Here is a 16,321-nt window from a genome sequence, read left to right as displayed (position 1 = left end):
TGTCTACCCCTGCCCTTGTCTGCGTAATACGAACGGATAAGTTACTTTTACATCCACGCCTCCTTGAGGCACTGGGAACTTCCACGTTTTCAAACGCATTGTAATACAATCCTCGACACCTTTATTCGCCATCGAAGAGTTTTCAACCGATGCTGATTTTACAAGACCGTTGCCGCCGATAGTGAAACCCATCGCCACACGACCGCTCAAATTCGGTGTGCCTTGCAACGCTTGCTCGTAACAGAAACGCACTTGACCCAAGTTACGACGAATGACTTCGTCGATCGCTGAACGGTCCAAACCTTGTGCAACTTCCGCTTCTGCACCCAATGGAACTGGCGCGCCGCCCGCAGAACCCACCAAAGAAAGACTGCCGTAACCAGCTTGGCCGCCGCCCTTCCCTTTAGTTCCGTAGCCGCCGCCACCTTGGATGTTTCCACCCGTACCTAGAGGCGCTGAAGTAATACCTTTACCGTATAGTGATGTTTGCACACCACCGCTGCCACCTGTGCCACCCAAACCGATGCCCGCAGTTGTATTCACGGCACCCAAGTTCAAGCCACCACGTTGTTTACCAGAACGAAGGCTTCCTAGAGCGGAAAGAGCTCCCGAACGCTTTACAAGTTCCGCACGTTTCGTTGGCATTTTTGTCGCGGTAGGATCTGCGGCCATATTGTTTGTCGGAGCCACCGTCTTACGCTTCATTTCTTTTGTCTGAACAATTTTAACAACTTGTTGTTTCAATTCTTCAGTCACTTTCGCGTTTTCTTTTGGCGCGAATTTAATGATGGAGATCAAAAGAAGAAGGATCGCGAAAGCCAAAAGCATAGAAGCTTTTAGATCTTTCTTTTCATCCGCACGAACAGAACCGTCCACAGGAACAGTTTCGATCGCTTCGACCAGACGAAGAGATCCGAAATTACCCAATGGGAATTTCTTGTTCTTCATTTCGTCAAAATCTAGATCAGCTAGTTTTGAGAATTTGATTTTTTCTTTCGTCAAAGCCGCAGTGTCAATCACAACTTCCAAACGTTTCGTATCTGAACGTTGAATCAACTGCGCCTTTTTTTCCGTAACCGGAATCTGACGAGTCACATTACCTGCATTGTCTTCTAAAATGAGTCTAAGATTCATTTGCCCTTCACCTCACCCAAAGTCGCCGATTGTTTCATGCGGTCTTTGAAGTCTGCTCTAACGCCAATCAAGCTGTTTAATACTTTATCTTCTTCCACTGTTGTCACGGCTTCGTCAGAAAAGTGGTACTGACCGCTGACCAAAAGGTCTTCGAAGTTCATGTCAGTCTTTTTTGCCGGTTTTGCGTCCGGAGCGGCAAAAGCCACTGTGGATGTTACAACCAAAACCATCATCAATGCGTATTTCATCATTGTTTGTCCCCTTTCACTTCACCGTCTTTTTTAGCCAGTGTTGCTAAACGTCCCTGTAGGTACTCGACCATGCTCTTACGTTGAGCTTTCTTTTCTACGGCAATCGCTTCTTCGATCGCGCTCACTGTAAATGGATTCTGTTTCAAGTTTGTACGTGCTTTTTCCATTTCAGCCAAAGAAGGCTTTTGCTGAGCCGTCACCGAAGCTTTGATTTCAGAAACTGCACCCGTCCAAGCGATCTTTTGATCTTCTGGAGCAATCGCCGCTACAGTTTCAACTTCTTCGACGATGTAATTCGCCCAGTTGTAGTTTTGGTGCGCGAAAGTTTTGTATGAATCCAAAGCGGTTTTTTGGCTCCAGAATTCTTTCACTTTCGTTTCTGCCATCATCGCTGTGTTTTGGTTTGGCGCCACTTGCTGAGAAAGAATAGTTAGGTACTCGTTCTCTTGTTCAGGAGTTAAACCCGTTGGCATCGGCAACGCCAAAGCTTCGTTGTAGAAGCGAGAGTTTTCCTTCGCCACAAGATCCAAAGCCAACAATTGAGACGACCAGTCGCCCGTCGCAATAGCACGATTTGCAAGGGAATCGATTTTTTCCAAAAGTTTCACGCGAGCTTTAAGGCCCATCGCGATTGTATTCTGGTTCTTAGTATCGATGTTGTGAGCCGCAGCTTGTTTGCCTAGATCTTTAAGATCAGCCAAAACCAGGATTTTTTCGATCATCACGAAAGCATCTTGTTTGGAGCTGCCTTTTTCTTTCAACGCTTTCTCAAGAACCTTGCGGTCTTTTGTCATGCCATAAACTTCAAGAGCCGCACGAGCGTAAAGGCCGGCGTTGTTTTTGAAGTAAGGTTTATAAGCATCGAAGTCTTTCGCCGGAGCTTTCGACAAACGGATCAATTGAGTCGCAATCAAAGCTTTCTTTTCGTCGTCTTTAGATTGTTTCAAGTATTGAGAGTAATAAGTCGCCGGACTCTTATCAGCAAGTTCCGAGTACAAAGCCAATTTAAGAACTTTTTCTTCTTGAGACAAAGAGCTGAATTGCATTTGTTCTGCGGCCGCCAAAGCCGTCGCGAAGTCCAATTCCAATTCTGCGAACCAAACCTTACGACCCAAAGCGAACTCACGTTCTTCTGTCGTCAAAGTTTTTTCGCGAAGAAGGTCTTCGGTCGCCACACGAGCTTCCGTGATCTTATTCAGTTTCTCGTTCAATAAGATTTTATTTTTAAGATAGATCTTTCTGTCTTCAGGAGTCGCCGCCGCCATATTGAAGCTCGCCAATACAGTCAGAGCTTGATCTGGTTGCGCTTCTGCTAGTTTCGCAGATTGAGTCAACACAGACTTTTCGTGAATCTGTTGGAACTCGCCTTTTTTATCCGCGAATTTGGAAGCATAAAGTGCAGACCATTGTTGAATGCGAGCGTCGTCTTTAAGAAGCGCTAAAGCATCTAAAGACAACTCGGCTGCTTGAACCTTGATCTGGCTTGAACCTTTGCCATTGATCGCGAGATCATTCAACTGAGTCGCCGCCGCTGCATAATCACCCTTTTGGTAAATCGCATAAGCTTTTTGGTATTGAACATCGAAAGATTTTTGTTTCAATACAGATTTCGTTAGGTAGTCGTCTTGAGCCGCGACCAAAAGCTTTTCGTCTTTTGATTTTTCTGCGTTCTCGATACCCAAAAGCAAATTCTTCTCTAGCTTTTCAGCTTGAACTTTTTGTTGAGCCGAATCTTTTTCTACAGAGTACTTCGCAAGAATCATTTTATTCGCAGACGCCGTCCATTGAGCCGCTTGCGCATACTGGCCTGCTGTTGCTGCCGCTTGAGAACCCCATACGCACATATCTTCATCTTCAGGGAAGACTTTGAAGTATTCGTCGTAAGCACCCAAAAGCTCGGCACTTGGCTTGCTGTTTTCAATACGATTCCAGCCTACAACAAATTGACGAAGACCTTTTGCAGATTCTTCGCAAGTCGTCGCTGTGCAGTCAGTCGCTCCCCAAAGGTTCAAACCCATTTGGTAAGCTTTGAAAGCGGCAGGAACGTTTTTAAGATCGAAGTTTAATTGAGCCATGCGCACTTGAGCTTCAAGACGCATTTTTGGATCTGCTTGTTTTTGGTAAACGAAATCCCAAACTTTCAATGACGGTTCTTTTTGACCCAAGCGAAGACCTTCGCGAGCCAGCATCGTCACTTGTTGAAGTTTGAATTGTTCAGGAGATAGCGCGAATAAAGTTTCCGCATCACCGTCTTTGATTCCACGTGCGGCCATGAAGGTCGCCAGATCACGGGAAACCTCTTCCAAGAATTGAACGTCTGCAACACCGCGGGAAGCCGCCATGCGAGACTGCAATTTTGGATTTTTAAGAATGTCCTGAAGTTTCACGATAGAACCTTCAAGATCACCCATACGGAACGAACACCAAGCATTGCGGTAAGCCGCAAGACCTTGAGAGCTCGCTCCTTCTGTTGCCAAAACTTTTCCATAAAGTTCTTGGGCTTTTTTGAAATCAGATTTTCTAAAGGCCATTTCTGCCAGTGACAGATTGGCTTCGGCCATCTCAATCGGAGATGAAGAAGAACTCAACATCGCTTGATAGCTTTTTTCAGCTAATTCATTGCGACCTTGTAGTTCATAAAGATGACCCATTTGCAAATGCACTTTCGCCACAGAGTTTGCCGGAACTTTCGTCAAAGCCTCTGTATAGTATGAAAGCGCTTTTTCACGGTCTTTTTCACCCGCTTTACAAACCACGCAACCGTCATTCAACTCTTTCATTGAAAGTTGACGGGCACGTTCTGCATGTAGATCCGCCAAACGTAAAAGAACTCCGGCTCTGGCAGGATCTGCCGGAGCCAAGCCCAATTGCACTTGTGTGAGTTTTTGAATTAGGAGGTCTTGAGTCGACCCTGCTTGAGTCGCAGATGCTTGAGCTGACGCAGCCACACCCACTGACAAAGAGAATATTAAAAGTCCTTTTTTCATCATCGAGACCCCCTCCGTCCCTAAAACTACTTCAGTACTACTGCAAATTTAATGTCGCTGTATCCTGCTTGATTCATTCCGAGTATGATCTGGTTTAAGAACTCATACTTCACTCGGCGGTCCGCCTGAATCGTCGCCACTCCTTGGAATTCGACGTTCGGGTGAAGCTCTTGGTGCTTTTTACGAAGCTCCAAAAGTTCCGCAGTGATGGTGTCTGCAGTGACTAACTTATCTTCAACGTAAATCTTGTTATCATCGATTTTGATCACCGGATTTCTTTCTAAAACCGCCGCAAGGTGGGCTTTAGGAAGTTCCTGGTTTTTACCAATCATCAGGATTTCACCCGTGCTGGAAAAATTCATAAGAAGGAAGATCACAAGAATAGAGAACGCATCAATCAGAGCCGTCAAAAGAAGATCGGCCGCGATGTTGCGTTTTCCTTTAGCTCCACGAGGACTGATAATAGAGTGACCCTCTAAAGTCCCCGTTAAAACTGATGTCTTTAAAATGCCATCAGAAATCACAAAACCCCCATTATAAAGGAGAAACGCCCAAATCGTTCATTCCGCTTTTCTTCAACTTATCCATCACGTCGATGATCTCTTCGTAGGATGTTGCCGCTGTCGGTTGAATTAGACCCGTGTTCAAAGAAGGCTCCACTGCTTTTAAGTTCGTTAGAGCTTTTTCCAAACCTTCGTAATTCACTTTTTTATCGACCTGAGAAACGCGAAACTTACGAAGACCTGCTGGAACCAAAGAGCTTTGCTGCACTTCAAGGTCCAAGTCCCCAGCCGGAGTCATACGGATCCACACAAGAGGACTCTTCTTAGTATCCTCTTGTGCTTGACCGCCAACGGCTTGCTTCACGTCCATCGATCCCACGTTCAACCACACTGCTGTGATCAAAAGAAAGCAGATCGACACTGACAACAAGTCAATGAACGGAATAAGGTTAACTTCAAAATCCAAATGCTTTTTAGAGTGTTTCATAAACCCTCTTAAGCTTACGCATTCACTTCAGTGTGGCGCTCAGATTTGTTCGTTTTGATTTGGTAAGATGTGATTGGATCGTAAGAGTAGCTCAACCAGTTGTAAACTTTCAAACCACCTTGATTCAAATCTTCAGCCAAGCGATTCGCTCTGTTTTGCAAGATAGCGTAAGCTACTAGAGCTGGGATCGCTGCGATCAAACCGTAAGCTGTCGCATTCATCGCTTCAGAGATACCTGCAGAAAGCAAAGAAGCTTTTTCTGCTGGATTCGCGAAAGCCACCGCTGCGAACGAGCTGATCATACCGCTGATAGTTCCAAGAAGACCTGTCAACGTCGCCACGTTACCAAGCATAGTTAGGAAACCTGTGCGGTAATCAAGGTGACCGTTCTCTTCTAGAAGAACTTCATCCATTTTACCTTGGATCTCTTCTTTACCACCCATATTACGAGCCGCCATTGCACCGGCTGCAATCGCGCGAGCTACTGGGTTTTCAGTCGCACCTGATTGTGCTTTTGTGATAACCGCATCCATTTCGCCACGACGAATAGACTCTTCAAAGCCCAATGCGTAAGCAGTTTGATTCAACTTGCGACGCACGAAAAGCGCGTAAGTTCTTTCGATGATGATCGCGATTGATGTAATTTGAATGAACATGATAGGCCACATCCAAAATCCACCGTGTTGAAATGCTTGAGCAACTTTCGTTAGGAATTCCATATTTCCCCTCCAATATGTTTGTGGATAAAAACGAATTACCCACCTATTCGCGAAAGATTACAGACCATGGTCCAGGGGTTTGCAAAGCGAAATGCACATTGACACGGCCTATTAACTACAAAAACTTAACTTTTAATTGTCAGAATTCTAAAAAATGTCCGCAGATCTTAAATGGTATGTTGGCGGAACGACAGGAAGACTGGGAGCCTGTTTCAGGCTCCCAAAATTGAATTGCGCTACTGATTAAATGTTTTCAACTTTGCGGCCACGTACGCATTTAATTGACTCATAGGCACACGCTCTTGAGTCATTTTATCGCGATGGCGCACTGTTACAGCTTGGTCGTTGATAGTATCAAAGTCCACGGTCACACAATAAGGTGTCCCCACTTCGTCTTGACGACGGTAGCGCTTACCAATGGAAGCCGTTTCGTCGTAAGTCACATCAAAGTCTTCCGCCAATTGATCGCGCAACTTTTCAGCAATCGAAGTCAGCTCTTCTTTTTTAGATAACGGAAGAACAGCGACTTTAAATGGCGCAATGTCAGGATGAAGTCCTAGAACAACGCGTGTGTCCTCTTTACCCGCCTCATCTGTCGTGATCTCTTCACGGTAAGCATCACATAAGAAAGCCAAGAACAGGCGGTCACAACCCACGGCTGTTTCAATAACGTAAGGGATGTATTTCTCTTTGTTGGCTTCGTCGAAGTATTCCAAGTTTTTGCCAGAGAATTTCGAATGTTGGGTCAAATCAAAGTCCGAACGGTTGTGGATACCTTCAAGCTCTGAAAAGCCCATTGGGAATTTGTATTCCACGTCCACGGCGGCACGAGCATAGTGCGCAAGCTTATCATGGTCTTTGAATTTCAAGTTTTCAGGACGGATGCCGTACTTAATATAGAAGTTCCAGCGCGTTTCTTTCCAGTCCGCGAAGTATTTTTCGTCGGTGCCTGGTTTTACGAAATATTGCATCTCCATTTGTTCAAACTCACGCGTACGGAAAATGAAGTTTCCTGGAGTGATTTCGTTACGGAAAGACTTTCCAATCGCCGCGATACCAAATGGAATTTTATAACGAGATGATTGTTGGCAGTTTTGGAAGTTCACGAAGTGACCTTGAGCCGTTTCTGGACGCAAGTAGATTACGCTCGCAGAATCCTCCAAAGGACCCATGTGAGTTTTGAACATCAAGTTGAAGTTTCTTTCTTCAGAAAGATTCTTGCTGCCACAGTTCGGGCACTTTTTATCTTTAAGATAAGATTCTGTGTTATCGGCACGGAAACGTGTCTTACATTCTTTACAGTCAACCAAAGGATCACTAAAACCATCGACGTGGCCCGAAGCTTTCCAAACAGTTGGGTGCATCAAGATAGCCGCATCCAAACCCACGATATCCGATCTGCGGGTCATAGCATTCCACCATGCGCGCTTCACGTTCAACTTCATCAAAGAGCCCAAAGGACCGTAGTCCCAGCAGCTAGCTAGACCTCCGTAGATTTCACTCGATTGAAAGACAAAACCACGACGTTTGCTAAGACTTACAAGAGTATTGAGGTCTTCACAGTGCTTAATTTTCATGCTGGGCTCCAAAATAGGTAAGACAATACCACGTGTACTTTTACATTTGGTCCAGAAGCAGTCAAGAAGTCAGGGTCTGCTTGCCTAAAGGACCTGACGTCAGCGAAGCTAATCTCATGCAGCGCATCCGAAAAAGCCACGCCCTCTTTTTACTAGGCCTCGTGCTCCTTTTACCAAAGGCGCACTCAGAATCCGTCACTAAGTTTGTCACCAAAGAAGAAAAAATTCGCGAACAGATGATCGTTATCTCTCGCGAGCTGGGAGTCACCTGCGCTGAGTGCCACAATGTTCAAAATTTCCGCGACGATTCGAAGAAATCTTTCAAAGTCGGCAAAGACCATATGAAGCTGACTCAAATGTTGAAAGAAAACGGTTTCGATGGGAAAAAAGGCCCCATGGCCACGTGTTACATGTGTCATCGTGGGAAATTGATGCCCGATTATAAAGAGCCTCTTTCTGCCAAAGCTCAGTAATTAAAAATTAGCTCCCATTTTTTTCGAAAATAATTCGAACTAAATGCCTCTGCATTCCGTCTAAATTCAGTCGGCCGAAAGCCCGCTTTGTTGACACCCTGTTTTAATGGGTAAAAATATCTGTGCGCGAAAGGAACACCCATGAATTTGATCGATCTCTCGATTCGCCGCCCCGTCTTTGCCTGGGTTCTGATGTTTGCTCTTATCGTCTTTGGTGCCATCTGTATGAACCGCATGGGGATCAGCCAGTTGCCCGACGTCGACTTCCCAGTCATCAGCGTTTCGGTGGATTATGAAGGGGCTGCGCCAGAAATTGTCGAGGCCGAGTTGATCGATCCCATCGAGGAAAGACTTTTGGCGATCGAAGGTATCAAAGAGATGCGCTCGAGTGCGCGCCAAGGTTCAGGTTCGGTGACTTTAGAGTTCGACATCAATCGCAATGTCGACGTCGTGTTGCAAGAGGTGCAAACAGCCTTAAGCCGTATGCGCTGGCCTCCCGGTGTCGATCCTGCGACCGTTCGTAAACAAAACCCTGAAGAAGACCCCATTATCATTCTTTCCATCTATGGCGAGTCTGACTTGCGCGAGATGATTAACTGGACTGAGAACTACTTGTTGGATCAGATCCGTTTCCTTCCGGGCGTGGGCGAAGTCAGCATTCAAGGCTTCAGTCAAAGAAACTTACGTATTTGGGTGGATACTAAAAAACTAGAAGCTCTTTATCTTACTTTGTCCGATGTGATTGAAGCCATCAGCACGCAGCACGTGGAAAGTGCCGCAGGACAATTTACCGAAAAAGAACGTGAACTGCGTGTTCGCTGGTTGGGCGAAGCAACTAATGTTGACGAAGTGGCGAACATCCAAATTCTTCGTCGCGGAGGGCAGCGTATTCATGACCGCAACATCTATATTCGCGACGTGGCTCGCGTAGAAGATGGCCTTTCTGATGTCCGCCGTGTAGCGCGTGTCGATGGTCGTCAGGCAATTTCTATTTCCGTGAAAAAACAGCGCGGCACGAACGAAGTGACCGTGGCACAGGAAGTTCGTCAAAAATTAGATTCCATCAAAGGCAGTTTTCCTGAAGGTTTTAATTTCCGCGTGAATGTGGACTTCACACTTCCTACAGATGCCACTGTTCACTTAACGATTGAGAAACTTTGGGTGGCAGCCCTAATCACCATCCTGGTTTGTTTCTTGTTCCTAGGAAGTATTCAGGCAGCAGTAAACATTCTTTTCTCAATTCCGACTTCTATTGTCGGAACTTTCATCATTCTTTACTTCTCGGGCTTTACGCTGAATCTATTTACGCTTTTGGCACTGACGCTTTCCATTTCGATCGTCGTCGATGATGCCATCATGCTTTTAGAAAACATCGTCCGTCACTATCGCATGGGTAAAGGCTCTGCCCGGGCCGCCTCTGATGGTTCCAAAGAAGTTTTGCCGGCAGCTACAGCAGCCACATTGGCCGTTATCGCGGTCTTCTTACCCGTCGTCTTTATGGACGGTATTATCGGTAAGTTCTTCTTCCAGTTCGGCGTTACGATGAGTGCGGCGGTATCGCTTTCACTTCTTGAAGCCGTCACCATCACACCGATGCGGGCCGCAGCTCTTTTAAGTACAGAACCAAAAGTTTCAAAGCTTGAGCATTTCTTGGATGTTCTTTTTGAAAAGTTCTCTCACTCTTACCAAAAAGTTTTGCACGGCACTTTAAGATTTAAATATTTAGTTGTCGGCGGATCTTTGGTGTTCTTCGTCGTTTCGTTGGTTTTAGTCAGCAAAGTCCGTCAAGAGTTCGTACCGGCGCAAGATCAAAACTTCATCATCATCAATGGCCAGATGCCTCCGGGCACTTCTCTGGAAAAAACCAGTGCGGAAGCCGCAAAAGTCGAAGCTATCATTAAGGCGGACGCTAACGTCGAAGGCTTCGTTATCTCTGTCGGTGGAGGTGGCGGTTCCGCAAACGTGAATCAATTCTTCCTTCCGGTGGCCTTAAAGCCCCGCGCGGATCGTCAATTGGGTCACACACAGATCATGAATATCTGGCGCCAAAAATTCAAAGAACTTAAAGGTATGCGTATTTCCATGCGTGATATTTCCGCACGAAATCTTTCGACAGGACGCCAAAATCCTTTGGCCATCAACTTGCGTGGACCGGATTTGAAAGTCCTTTTTGATAAATCCAACGAACTGATGGACCGTCTAGAAAAAGAAAAACTGGCGGTAGATCTTGATACGGATTTCCGTATGGGGATTCCGGAATTGGTTTTGTTTCCTAAGCGCGGCGCCATGGCGGCGCGAGGAGTTTCAGTTGAAGACGTCGGGCAAATTCTTTCTGCCGGTGTAGGAGGCCTTCGCGAAGGGCGTTACACGGCCGATGGACGTCGTTACGACATCCGTTTTAAATTTTTAGAAGATCAGATTCAAAAACCTGAAGATTTTAAACGTCTTTACGTACGTAACAACTTCGGAAATCTTATTCCTCTATCTCAGTTGGTAGATATTAAGGAAGAAAAAGCCATCCAGGGAATTTCGCGCGTGAATCGTCAAAGAGCGATTTCTGTGTTCGGAAACTTGGCTCCGGGAGAATCTCAAGCAAAAGTCTTAGAGCGTGCCAGCTCCATCGCCAAAGAAATTCTTCCCGCGGGCTATTCATTCGCGCTGGAAGGTGCTTCTGCCGGTTTTGCCGACTCGTTTAAAAGTCTCTATTCAGCGATGATGGTCGGTATTTTAGTCGCGTACTTAATCTTAGCAGTGCAATTCAACTCGTTCATTCATCCGATCTCGGTTCTTGTTGCTCTTCCATTCAGTGTGACCGGGGCCTTGATTGCCCTTTGGATGTTTGATGTTTCTTTGAATCTGTTTAGCTTTATCGGCTTAATCGTTCTGATGGGTATCGCGAAGAAGAACTCAATTCTTTTGGTGGAGTTCACAAACCAAGTGCGACATCACGGGGAAAAAGATATTTCCAAAGCACTTTTAGAGGCCTGCCCCGTGCGCCTTCGCCCGATCCTGATGACTTCAGTCGCAACTGTGGCGGCGGCAACTCCTTTGGTGATTGGATCTGGCATTGGGGCGGAAACACGTATTCCGATGGGTTTATCCATCATCGGGGGAACGATTGTTTCGACGCTTTTAACATTGTTCGTTGTACCCGCTTTGTACTTGATGCTTTCGCCACTTGAAAGTAAGAAGACTCATAAACTTGATGATGAACTTCCTACTTCGGTGGCCCCAGCGAAATGATTCAACAGACAAAGCGCACGATTTATTTTGTATTCGGCTGGATCTTTTTAGGCCTGGGGGTGATAGGCATCTTTCTTCCCCTTTTGCCTACGACGCCGTTTTTATTACTGACGGCGTTTTGTTTTTCACGAAGCTCTGAAAAATGGCATCGTTGGTTGATCAATCAACCGCATCTAGGACCTTTTATTCTAGACTGGCAACTGCACGGCGTGATTCGCCCCCGCGCTAAAATTCTTGCGACTGCTTTAATGGTGCCGCTGGTGACTTTCTCATTGCTAAAACCCACGGTCCCCGTTTATGCCAAGTGGTGTGCGGGCATTATCTGCACCTGCGTTTTAGTTTTTATTTGGACGCGTCCTTCGCGCAAGCCCGCGAACTAATTTTGTCACTTCCGTTGAAGTTCAACATTTCAATTTGAGAACGTCCCCTTGTACTCAAATTTGGTTCAGCTCACAAAGCACGAGCCTTGCTTTAGAAATTCCTAAGCAAAGGAGCCGCATGCTGGGCAATATCGCATTATTTCTCATTTTGGGACTGATCTGGGTCGGAAAGAATTTTACTTCTGTCGAGACCACGATGCGCGCCCCCCAAAGCGTGGTGCCCTCGGCAAGAGCGGTTTATTCACTCGTAAGCGGCACCGATGACTGCCCTAAGCAGATCGAATGGATTGCCGAATGCCAAGGCTTCACTCTGAATTCTCTTTCCGCGAAAGCTCCCCTTGTCCAAAAATTCTGTCACGCTAACAAAGGCCCGCAGACAGAGCTTGAAAAGTTAGAGCGCGGTCATAAAAGAATTCTGTCGGAAGTGACGAAGTCAGAAAACTTGATTAGCAAGAACCAAACAGTGATCTTCATTAACAACAACAGCTCTGCCAGTCTTTCCGAAGAAGACACGGTGATTGTGGATGAAACAGGAAAGTTTCTTTGGGAACACAGTCAGAACGGACGTGGCTTTAGCTGTCTCTTCACCCGCGAGCAATAAAACTAAGCGCCTTTATTCAGAATGGCCCGATAGGCCGTTTCGATAAACTCCATCGATTCCTTATCACAGCGTCGCAAGGCCACATGGTAGGCCTCGGTGACAAGTTTGATCGACGCCCCCGCCGGAACTCCGAGGACTTCATAAGCATCCCAGGTGTGACCATTGTAATTAAACATCACATTTAAGGATTTTACTTTGGCTTGGGTCAGATCAGGGTGACGACGCGAGGGTTCGAGAGCCGGTGGAGGCTCTTCAGCTGTGATTAAAGGCGGAGCGCTGTCCTTTGCACCCATATTGAGCTGCGTTGGACGACGCGATCCTCCTCGCGAGAGTAAGTACCAGAAGATGAAAGCTCCCGCTCCCACTAAATTCAATGTCAAAAAGTCTTGGCTATTCATCCACTTTCTATTATTCGTTGGGAGCTTAAATTTATCAAGGAGTCACCTTCATGGCTGCACCAAATCCGTTCGAGAAACAGACCCCCATTCCCGGAGTGAAACATATTATTGCCGTATCTTCAGGCAAGGGTGGAGTTGGTAAGAGCACCGTCGCCACTAACTTGGCTATGGCCTTGGGTAAAAAGAGCCGTGTCGGTCTTTTGGATGCCGATATCTACGGTCCAAGTATTCCTCGCATGTTAGGTAGCTTAGGACAAAAACCACAAATTAATCCTGAAACGAATCAACTTGAGCCAATCACTCGTTATGGCATCAAACTTATGAGCATCGGCTTTTTAGTTGATGAAAATGCGGCTGTCGTATGGCGTGGTCCCATGCTCTTTAAAGCCATGGATCAATTCCTTCGCGATGTGAACTGGGGCGAACTTGATTACCTGGTCGTGGATCTTCCTCCGGGCACTGGCGATATCCAACTAACATTAGCACAAAAAGTTCCGGTCAGTGGCGCCGTCGTTGTTTCGACTCCGCAAAATGTGGCCTTGCTCGATGTGAAAAAAGCCGTCGATATGTTTGAGCGTGTAGGCGTGCCTTTGCTAGGCATGGTTGAAAACATGGCTTACATGATCAACCCGGCAAATGGTGAAAAAATCCAATTATTCCCTAAGGGAGAGATGGACACTTACGCCCACGCCAAAGGAATGAAAAAATTGGGAGCTGTTCCCTTCAATCCTTCAGTAGGTCTTGCGTGTGAAGCTGGCATCCCTATCGTTGAAGCCAACAGCAACGGTGCGGAAGCTCAAGAATTCATGTCCATCGCGAACAACATCCGCGAAATCCTGCCTTAAAAATTTCTGATGAAGAGGTTTTTCGAGCCTCTTCATCTTCTTTTTCTTCTTAAATTTGTTTCATCCTAAAACAGAATCACACCTTGTTTCTCAGACGGAAACGAGATTTCGACGTATTTTGAGAATCGAAAGTGGTCCCCTTGAAAATAAAACTTTGGTCGAGCTATCCTAAAAGAGTTGAAACCAGATGGCTCGTGAGACTTACCTCTGAGTAAGTGAATGCTTTAGGGCCAGCTAAGGAGGACACAGATGAAAAATCGTATTCACGATCATCATGATGAACCACCGAAGTGACGAGGCGTCACCAGGATTACTACGCAGAGGTTCCGGGTTCAGGCCTCTATAAAAAACGATGAACTGGTTGGATCTATCGAATAACTCATAAGGAGGTTCCTAGGGTTATACTCGTTAGGATTTAGATCCTTCCTTTGCCTCAAGGCAAACCGTCGGAAACGGCGGGACGCAAAGCTAGAGGGGTGTCGGTTCGTCCACGCCAGCCAGCTGCCAAAGGTGAGTCACCTGAGGAATCAGAGGTGTGCATATGGAAGGTATCAATACATACAAGGATTGGTTTCATTCCCCTTAGCCTGTGAGTTATCACTGAAGATTCCTCGCAGGCACTTTTGTTTTTGGGGACTTCACTTTTTTTTCTTAAAAATTCCGAATTAAAAAATCCAGACGAGCTTCGCCTGAGGTACGCTTTCTTCAAGGCCGTCAATACCGTATTTATTTTTCCAGTACTTCCACTCTATCCCAAGCTTTAAAGGCACCTTGCGCGCCGTCTTGCGCGAGAAATCTAAGAGCAGATTCGGTTGCATATGAATGTTTTCGTGCGACGTCGCCTCGGCGCCAGCCCAGTCTATGAAGCCACTAAACTCGAAAGGCCAAGCTTCGCTGCCAAAACGCTTCAGCCACGCCAAAGTAAGTTGCCCGGTGTGACCGTCCAGCCCCAGAGTGTCGCGAAATAAAAATTGAGTTGAAAGAAAATCAAAACCTAGATTTTTCCACACGAAATTCACGCCCGCGAGTGCGGCTCTTTTCGCCGGTCCTTGAGGGAATTCGTAGTTGAGCTGCAAGAGCATATCCGAAGGCCCTCGTTCTTCATTTAGCTCTACGAGGCCCATTTTTTTTAAACTAAATCCCGGAGAGATTTCTCCGTAAAAACTCGTTTCGTCTTCCGTAGTAGGATTTGAAATATCGATGAAAAAGAAATTGCTTCCGTAGGCCCAGGTGCTCGCGTGCTCTAAAGTAATCACATCTTGAGAAAATTCTTTTCCTGTCGGTGTCTTATAAGAATCCCCGTGCAGAAATTGAATGTTCGTCTCTTGCCAGTCGGCGGCGACAGAATTTTGAGTTGTAAGAATAAGAACAGATGCGAATACGAAGCGCCATTTTTTCATGCTTTTAAGGCTATGCAATCTGCCGAAGGCTTTGCACTCGGGTTTGAAGATCTAGTCGTAAGAGGGGAAATGCTTATTTCAGAGGCGGAAATGCTAGTGCCCAGAATCGTCATACTGACAAATCCCCCGTCAGGTTTTCCCTATGACAATCAATACATTAAGCCTTGGAAGGTCGCATATTTGCACGGTTTTGGGACATGATGAAAACCACGTTTTTACCCCTTCCCGCTTTTTTGGTCCTCACTTTCGCCATGGCCTTCTCGGCCCATGCAGAAAACTTTCGGTCTTATTTTGAAGAGCGAAACAAGATTAATTCTCAGGATAATCAAACCGTCATTCGCCTGGCGCACGAAAAGTTTCACCATGCTCCGTACGTTGTGGTGAACAAGACCAAACAACTAGCCACTTACTTTTCTGCACAAGGTAATGTGATTTCATCATCACAAATCAAAGTTAAAAATGGTGATGAGTTGGATCAAGGTGGCGCAGGAATTTACGTTCACGCCGGCCAACGCGCAGGAACTCATTTTTTGAAAGCGCAAAAAGATGCGCAAGTTCGCAGTGTGTTTCAAGGCTCTTTGCAAATCCCTGAAGGAACTTTCGTTTACGTTTTACCTGTGTCAGAAGATCATAAGTTCCGCATTCGCAATCACGTTCTGACGTTCAACGCCGCTCGCGTCTTGCGCAACCGCCCTAGTTTTAACTACTCTCCGTTCAATGAACAAAGTGTGAAAGTTCGTTTCAGCGTAGACGACAACGACACTTTCAAACGCACTTACGTGGAAACTTTAGAGAAAGAAAAAGAAGCTTTGATGGAGCTTCTTAAACTAGAAGACGATGAATACAATATGCTGGCCGAGTTTGCTTTTGGCGTTCTTTCGCCAGAGACCGACTATGGAAAAAGCATGAAGTACCGTCTGAAACAATCCATTCCTGTTGTGGTCTCTATCGCTAAAGGAAATGGGCTTGATACGGATGAAAACAGCCGCGGCCCTACGCAGATCAAAGACATTCCAGACTCTGTGGAAGAAAAGTATCGGTTAACGAAGTCCACTCTGAAATACCCAGAAAATGCCGCGGTAGCGACTTTGGCTTTTGCCGCTGAGCTATTAAAAGAGCTTCGCAATCGTGCTCCTCAACATGAAGGTATCCGCGAAGAGACTTTGCAAGACTATCTGTATTACCTTTACCAGGGCCGTCACCAGTCCATTATTCAGGGAACGGCGACGCCTGATCAAAATATCTCTATTCGTAAGATCAAAGAGGCGATCACGCATCTGACTTTCGAATATCAGAAATAAAAAAGGCGATCTTAAGATCGCC

At 46.1% G+C, this 16,321-nt stretch carries 15 protein-coding genes and 1 riboswitch; of the genes, 6 read left to right on the top strand and 9 right to left on the bottom strand.

Annotated elements, in window-relative coordinates:
• Nucleotides 1-3: 3 nt before the first annotated feature.
• The 7 genes from ACLWBD_RS04925 to ACLWBD_RS04895 all read right to left on the bottom strand — a co-directional run bounded on the left by ACLWBD_RS04925 (nt 4) and on the right by ACLWBD_RS04895 (nt 7,658).
• Nucleotides 4-1,134: an AgmX/PglI C-terminal domain-containing protein gene (locus ACLWBD_RS04925; protein ID WP_413569803.1), complete on the bottom strand. Its 1,131-nt coding sequence runs from the start codon at nt 1,132-1,134 to the stop codon at nt 4-6.
• Nucleotides 1,131-1,385, bottom strand: coding sequence for a hypothetical protein (locus tag ACLWBD_RS04920; RefSeq protein ID WP_063209019.1), 255 nt, complete (start codon nt 1,383-1,385; stop codon nt 1,131-1,133). The genes ACLWBD_RS04925 and ACLWBD_RS04920 overlap by 4 nt, the downstream gene beginning before the upstream one ends.
• Nucleotides 1,382-4,375: a tetratricopeptide repeat protein gene (locus tag ACLWBD_RS04915; RefSeq protein WP_413569801.1), complete on the bottom strand. Its 2,994-nt coding sequence runs from the start codon at nt 4,373-4,375 to the stop codon at nt 1,382-1,384. Before ACLWBD_RS04915 ends, ACLWBD_RS04920 begins: the two co-directional genes overlap by 4 nt.
• A 23-nt stretch (nt 4,376-4,398) precedes the next feature.
• Nucleotides 4,399-4,896, bottom strand: a complete 498-nt coding sequence (locus ACLWBD_RS04910) for an ExbD/TolR family protein (protein WP_063209017.1) — start codon at nt 4,894-4,896, stop codon at nt 4,399-4,401.
• Nucleotides 4,897-4,906: 10 nt separating this feature from the next.
• Nucleotides 4,907-5,362, bottom strand: a complete 456-nt coding sequence (locus ACLWBD_RS04905) for an ExbD/TolR family protein (protein ID WP_063209015.1) — start codon at nt 5,360-5,362, stop codon at nt 4,907-4,909.
• A gap of 14 nt (nt 5,363-5,376) precedes the next feature.
• Nucleotides 5,377-6,081, bottom strand: a complete 705-nt coding sequence (locus tag ACLWBD_RS04900) for a MotA/TolQ/ExbB proton channel family protein (RefSeq protein ID WP_063209014.1) — start codon at nt 6,079-6,081, stop codon at nt 5,377-5,379.
• 236 nt (nt 6,082-6,317) lie between these two features.
• The gene (locus ACLWBD_RS04895) at nt 6,318-7,658 is read right to left on the bottom strand and encodes a glycine--tRNA ligase (protein WP_063209012.1); all 1,341 of its coding nucleotides are present in this window, start codon (nt 7,656-7,658) and stop codon (nt 6,318-6,320) included.
• Between the two features lie 161 nt (nt 7,659-7,819).
• Here ACLWBD_RS04895 and ACLWBD_RS04890 point away from each other — a divergent pair, with 161 nt between their 5' ends.
• The 4 genes from ACLWBD_RS04890 to ACLWBD_RS04875 all read left to right on the top strand — a co-directional run bounded on the left by ACLWBD_RS04890 (nt 7,820) and on the right by ACLWBD_RS04875 (nt 12,355).
• Nucleotides 7,820-8,131 (top strand): hypothetical protein, encoded by a 312-nt coding sequence (locus tag ACLWBD_RS04890; protein ID WP_155722593.1) that lies wholly within the window; start codon nt 7,820-7,822, stop codon nt 8,129-8,131.
• 141 nt (nt 8,132-8,272) lie between these two features.
• A complete protein-coding gene (locus ACLWBD_RS04885; RefSeq protein WP_413569799.1) occupies nt 8,273-11,374 on the top strand; it encodes an efflux RND transporter permease subunit in 3,102 nt (1,033 codons plus the stop codon).
• Nucleotides 11,371-11,754, top strand: coding sequence for a YbaN family protein (locus tag ACLWBD_RS04880; protein WP_063209006.1), 384 nt, complete (start codon nt 11,371-11,373; stop codon nt 11,752-11,754). The genes ACLWBD_RS04885 and ACLWBD_RS04880 overlap by 4 nt, the downstream gene beginning before the upstream one ends.
• Nucleotides 11,755-11,872: 118 nt before the next feature.
• Nucleotides 11,873-12,355 carry a hypothetical protein gene (locus ACLWBD_RS04875; protein ID WP_413569797.1) on the top strand — a complete coding sequence of 161 codons (483 nt, stop codon included), beginning with the start codon at nt 11,873-11,875 and terminating at the stop codon, nt 12,353-12,355.
• A gap of 2 nt (nt 12,356-12,357) precedes the next feature.
• Here ACLWBD_RS04875 and ACLWBD_RS04870 read toward each other — a convergent pair whose 3' ends face one another.
• Nucleotides 12,358-12,753 (bottom strand): hypothetical protein, encoded by a 396-nt coding sequence (locus tag ACLWBD_RS04870; protein WP_063209002.1) that lies wholly within the window; start codon nt 12,751-12,753, stop codon nt 12,358-12,360.
• A gap of 50 nt (nt 12,754-12,803) precedes the next feature.
• Here ACLWBD_RS04870 and ACLWBD_RS04865 point away from each other — a divergent pair, with 50 nt between their 5' ends.
• Nucleotides 12,804-13,598 carry an Mrp/NBP35 family ATP-binding protein gene (locus tag ACLWBD_RS04865; RefSeq protein WP_063209000.1) on the top strand — a complete coding sequence of 265 codons (795 nt, stop codon included), beginning with the start codon at nt 12,804-12,806 and terminating at the stop codon, nt 13,596-13,598.
• Between the two features lie 427 nt (nt 13,599-14,025).
• Nucleotides 14,026-14,107, top strand: a riboswitch (cyclic di-GMP riboswitch).
• A 156-nt stretch (nt 14,108-14,263) separates the two neighbouring features.
• On the opposite strand, the gene ACLWBD_RS04860 is transcribed toward ACLWBD_RS04865, so the two are convergent.
• Nucleotides 14,264-14,998, bottom strand: a complete 735-nt coding sequence (locus ACLWBD_RS04860; RefSeq protein WP_413569795.1) for a DUF5020 family protein — start codon at nt 14,996-14,998, stop codon at nt 14,264-14,266.
• Nucleotides 14,999-15,249: 251 nt separating this feature from the next.
• Here ACLWBD_RS04860 and ACLWBD_RS04855 point away from each other — a divergent pair, with 251 nt between their 5' ends.
• Complete coding sequence (locus ACLWBD_RS04855; RefSeq protein ID WP_413569793.1) at nt 15,250-16,299, top strand: hypothetical protein; 1,050 nt, start codon at nt 15,250-15,252, stop codon at nt 16,297-16,299.
• Nucleotides 16,300-16,321: the final 22 nt, after the last annotated feature.

The sequence above is a fragment of the Bdellovibrio sp. HCB117 genome, assembly GCF_047305915.1.
Lineage (GTDB): Bacteria > Bdellovibrionota > Bdellovibrionia > Bdellovibrionales > Bdellovibrionaceae > Bdellovibrio > Bdellovibrio bacteriovorus_B.
This window is presented reverse-complemented; position numbering and strand designations above follow the sequence as displayed.

Coding starts and splice junctions, on each gene's coding strand:
- ACLWBD_RS04925 (WP_413569803.1), bottom strand. CDS start 1,134: ATGAATCTTAGACTCATTTTAGAAGACAATGCAGGTAATGTGACTCGT.
- ACLWBD_RS04920 (WP_063209019.1), bottom strand. CDS start 1,385: ATGATGAAATACGCATTGATGATGGTTTTGGTTGTAACATCCACAGTG.
- ACLWBD_RS04865 (WP_063209000.1), top strand. CDS start 12,804: ATGGCTGCACCAAATCCGTTCGAGAAACAGACCCCCATTCCCGGAGTG.
- ACLWBD_RS04905 (WP_063209015.1), bottom strand. CDS start 5,362: ATGAAACACTCTAAAAAGCATTTGGATTTTGAAGTTAACCTTATTCCG.
- ACLWBD_RS04860 (WP_413569795.1), bottom strand. CDS start 14,998: ATGAAAAAATGGCGCTTCGTATTCGCATCTGTTCTTATTCTTACAACT.
- ACLWBD_RS04900 (WP_063209014.1), bottom strand. CDS start 6,081: ATGGAATTCCTAACGAAAGTTGCTCAAGCATTTCAACACGGTGGATTT.
- ACLWBD_RS04915 (WP_413569801.1), bottom strand. CDS start 4,375: ATGATGAAAAAAGGACTTTTAATATTCTCTTTGTCAGTGGGTGTGGCT.
- ACLWBD_RS04880 (WP_063209006.1), top strand. CDS start 11,371: ATGATTCAACAGACAAAGCGCACGATTTATTTTGTATTCGGCTGGATC.
- ACLWBD_RS04855 (WP_413569793.1), top strand. CDS start 15,250: ATGGCCTTCTCGGCCCATGCAGAAAACTTTCGGTCTTATTTTGAAGAG.
- ACLWBD_RS04885 (WP_413569799.1), top strand. CDS start 8,273: ATGAATTTGATCGATCTCTCGATTCGCCGCCCCGTCTTTGCCTGGGTT.
- ACLWBD_RS04895 (WP_063209012.1), bottom strand. CDS start 7,658: ATGAAAATTAAGCACTGTGAAGACCTCAATACTCTTGTAAGTCTTAGC.
- ACLWBD_RS04870 (WP_063209002.1), bottom strand. CDS start 12,753: ATGAATAGCCAAGACTTTTTGACATTGAATTTAGTGGGAGCGGGAGCT.
- ACLWBD_RS04875 (WP_413569797.1), top strand. CDS start 11,873: ATGCTGGGCAATATCGCATTATTTCTCATTTTGGGACTGATCTGGGTC.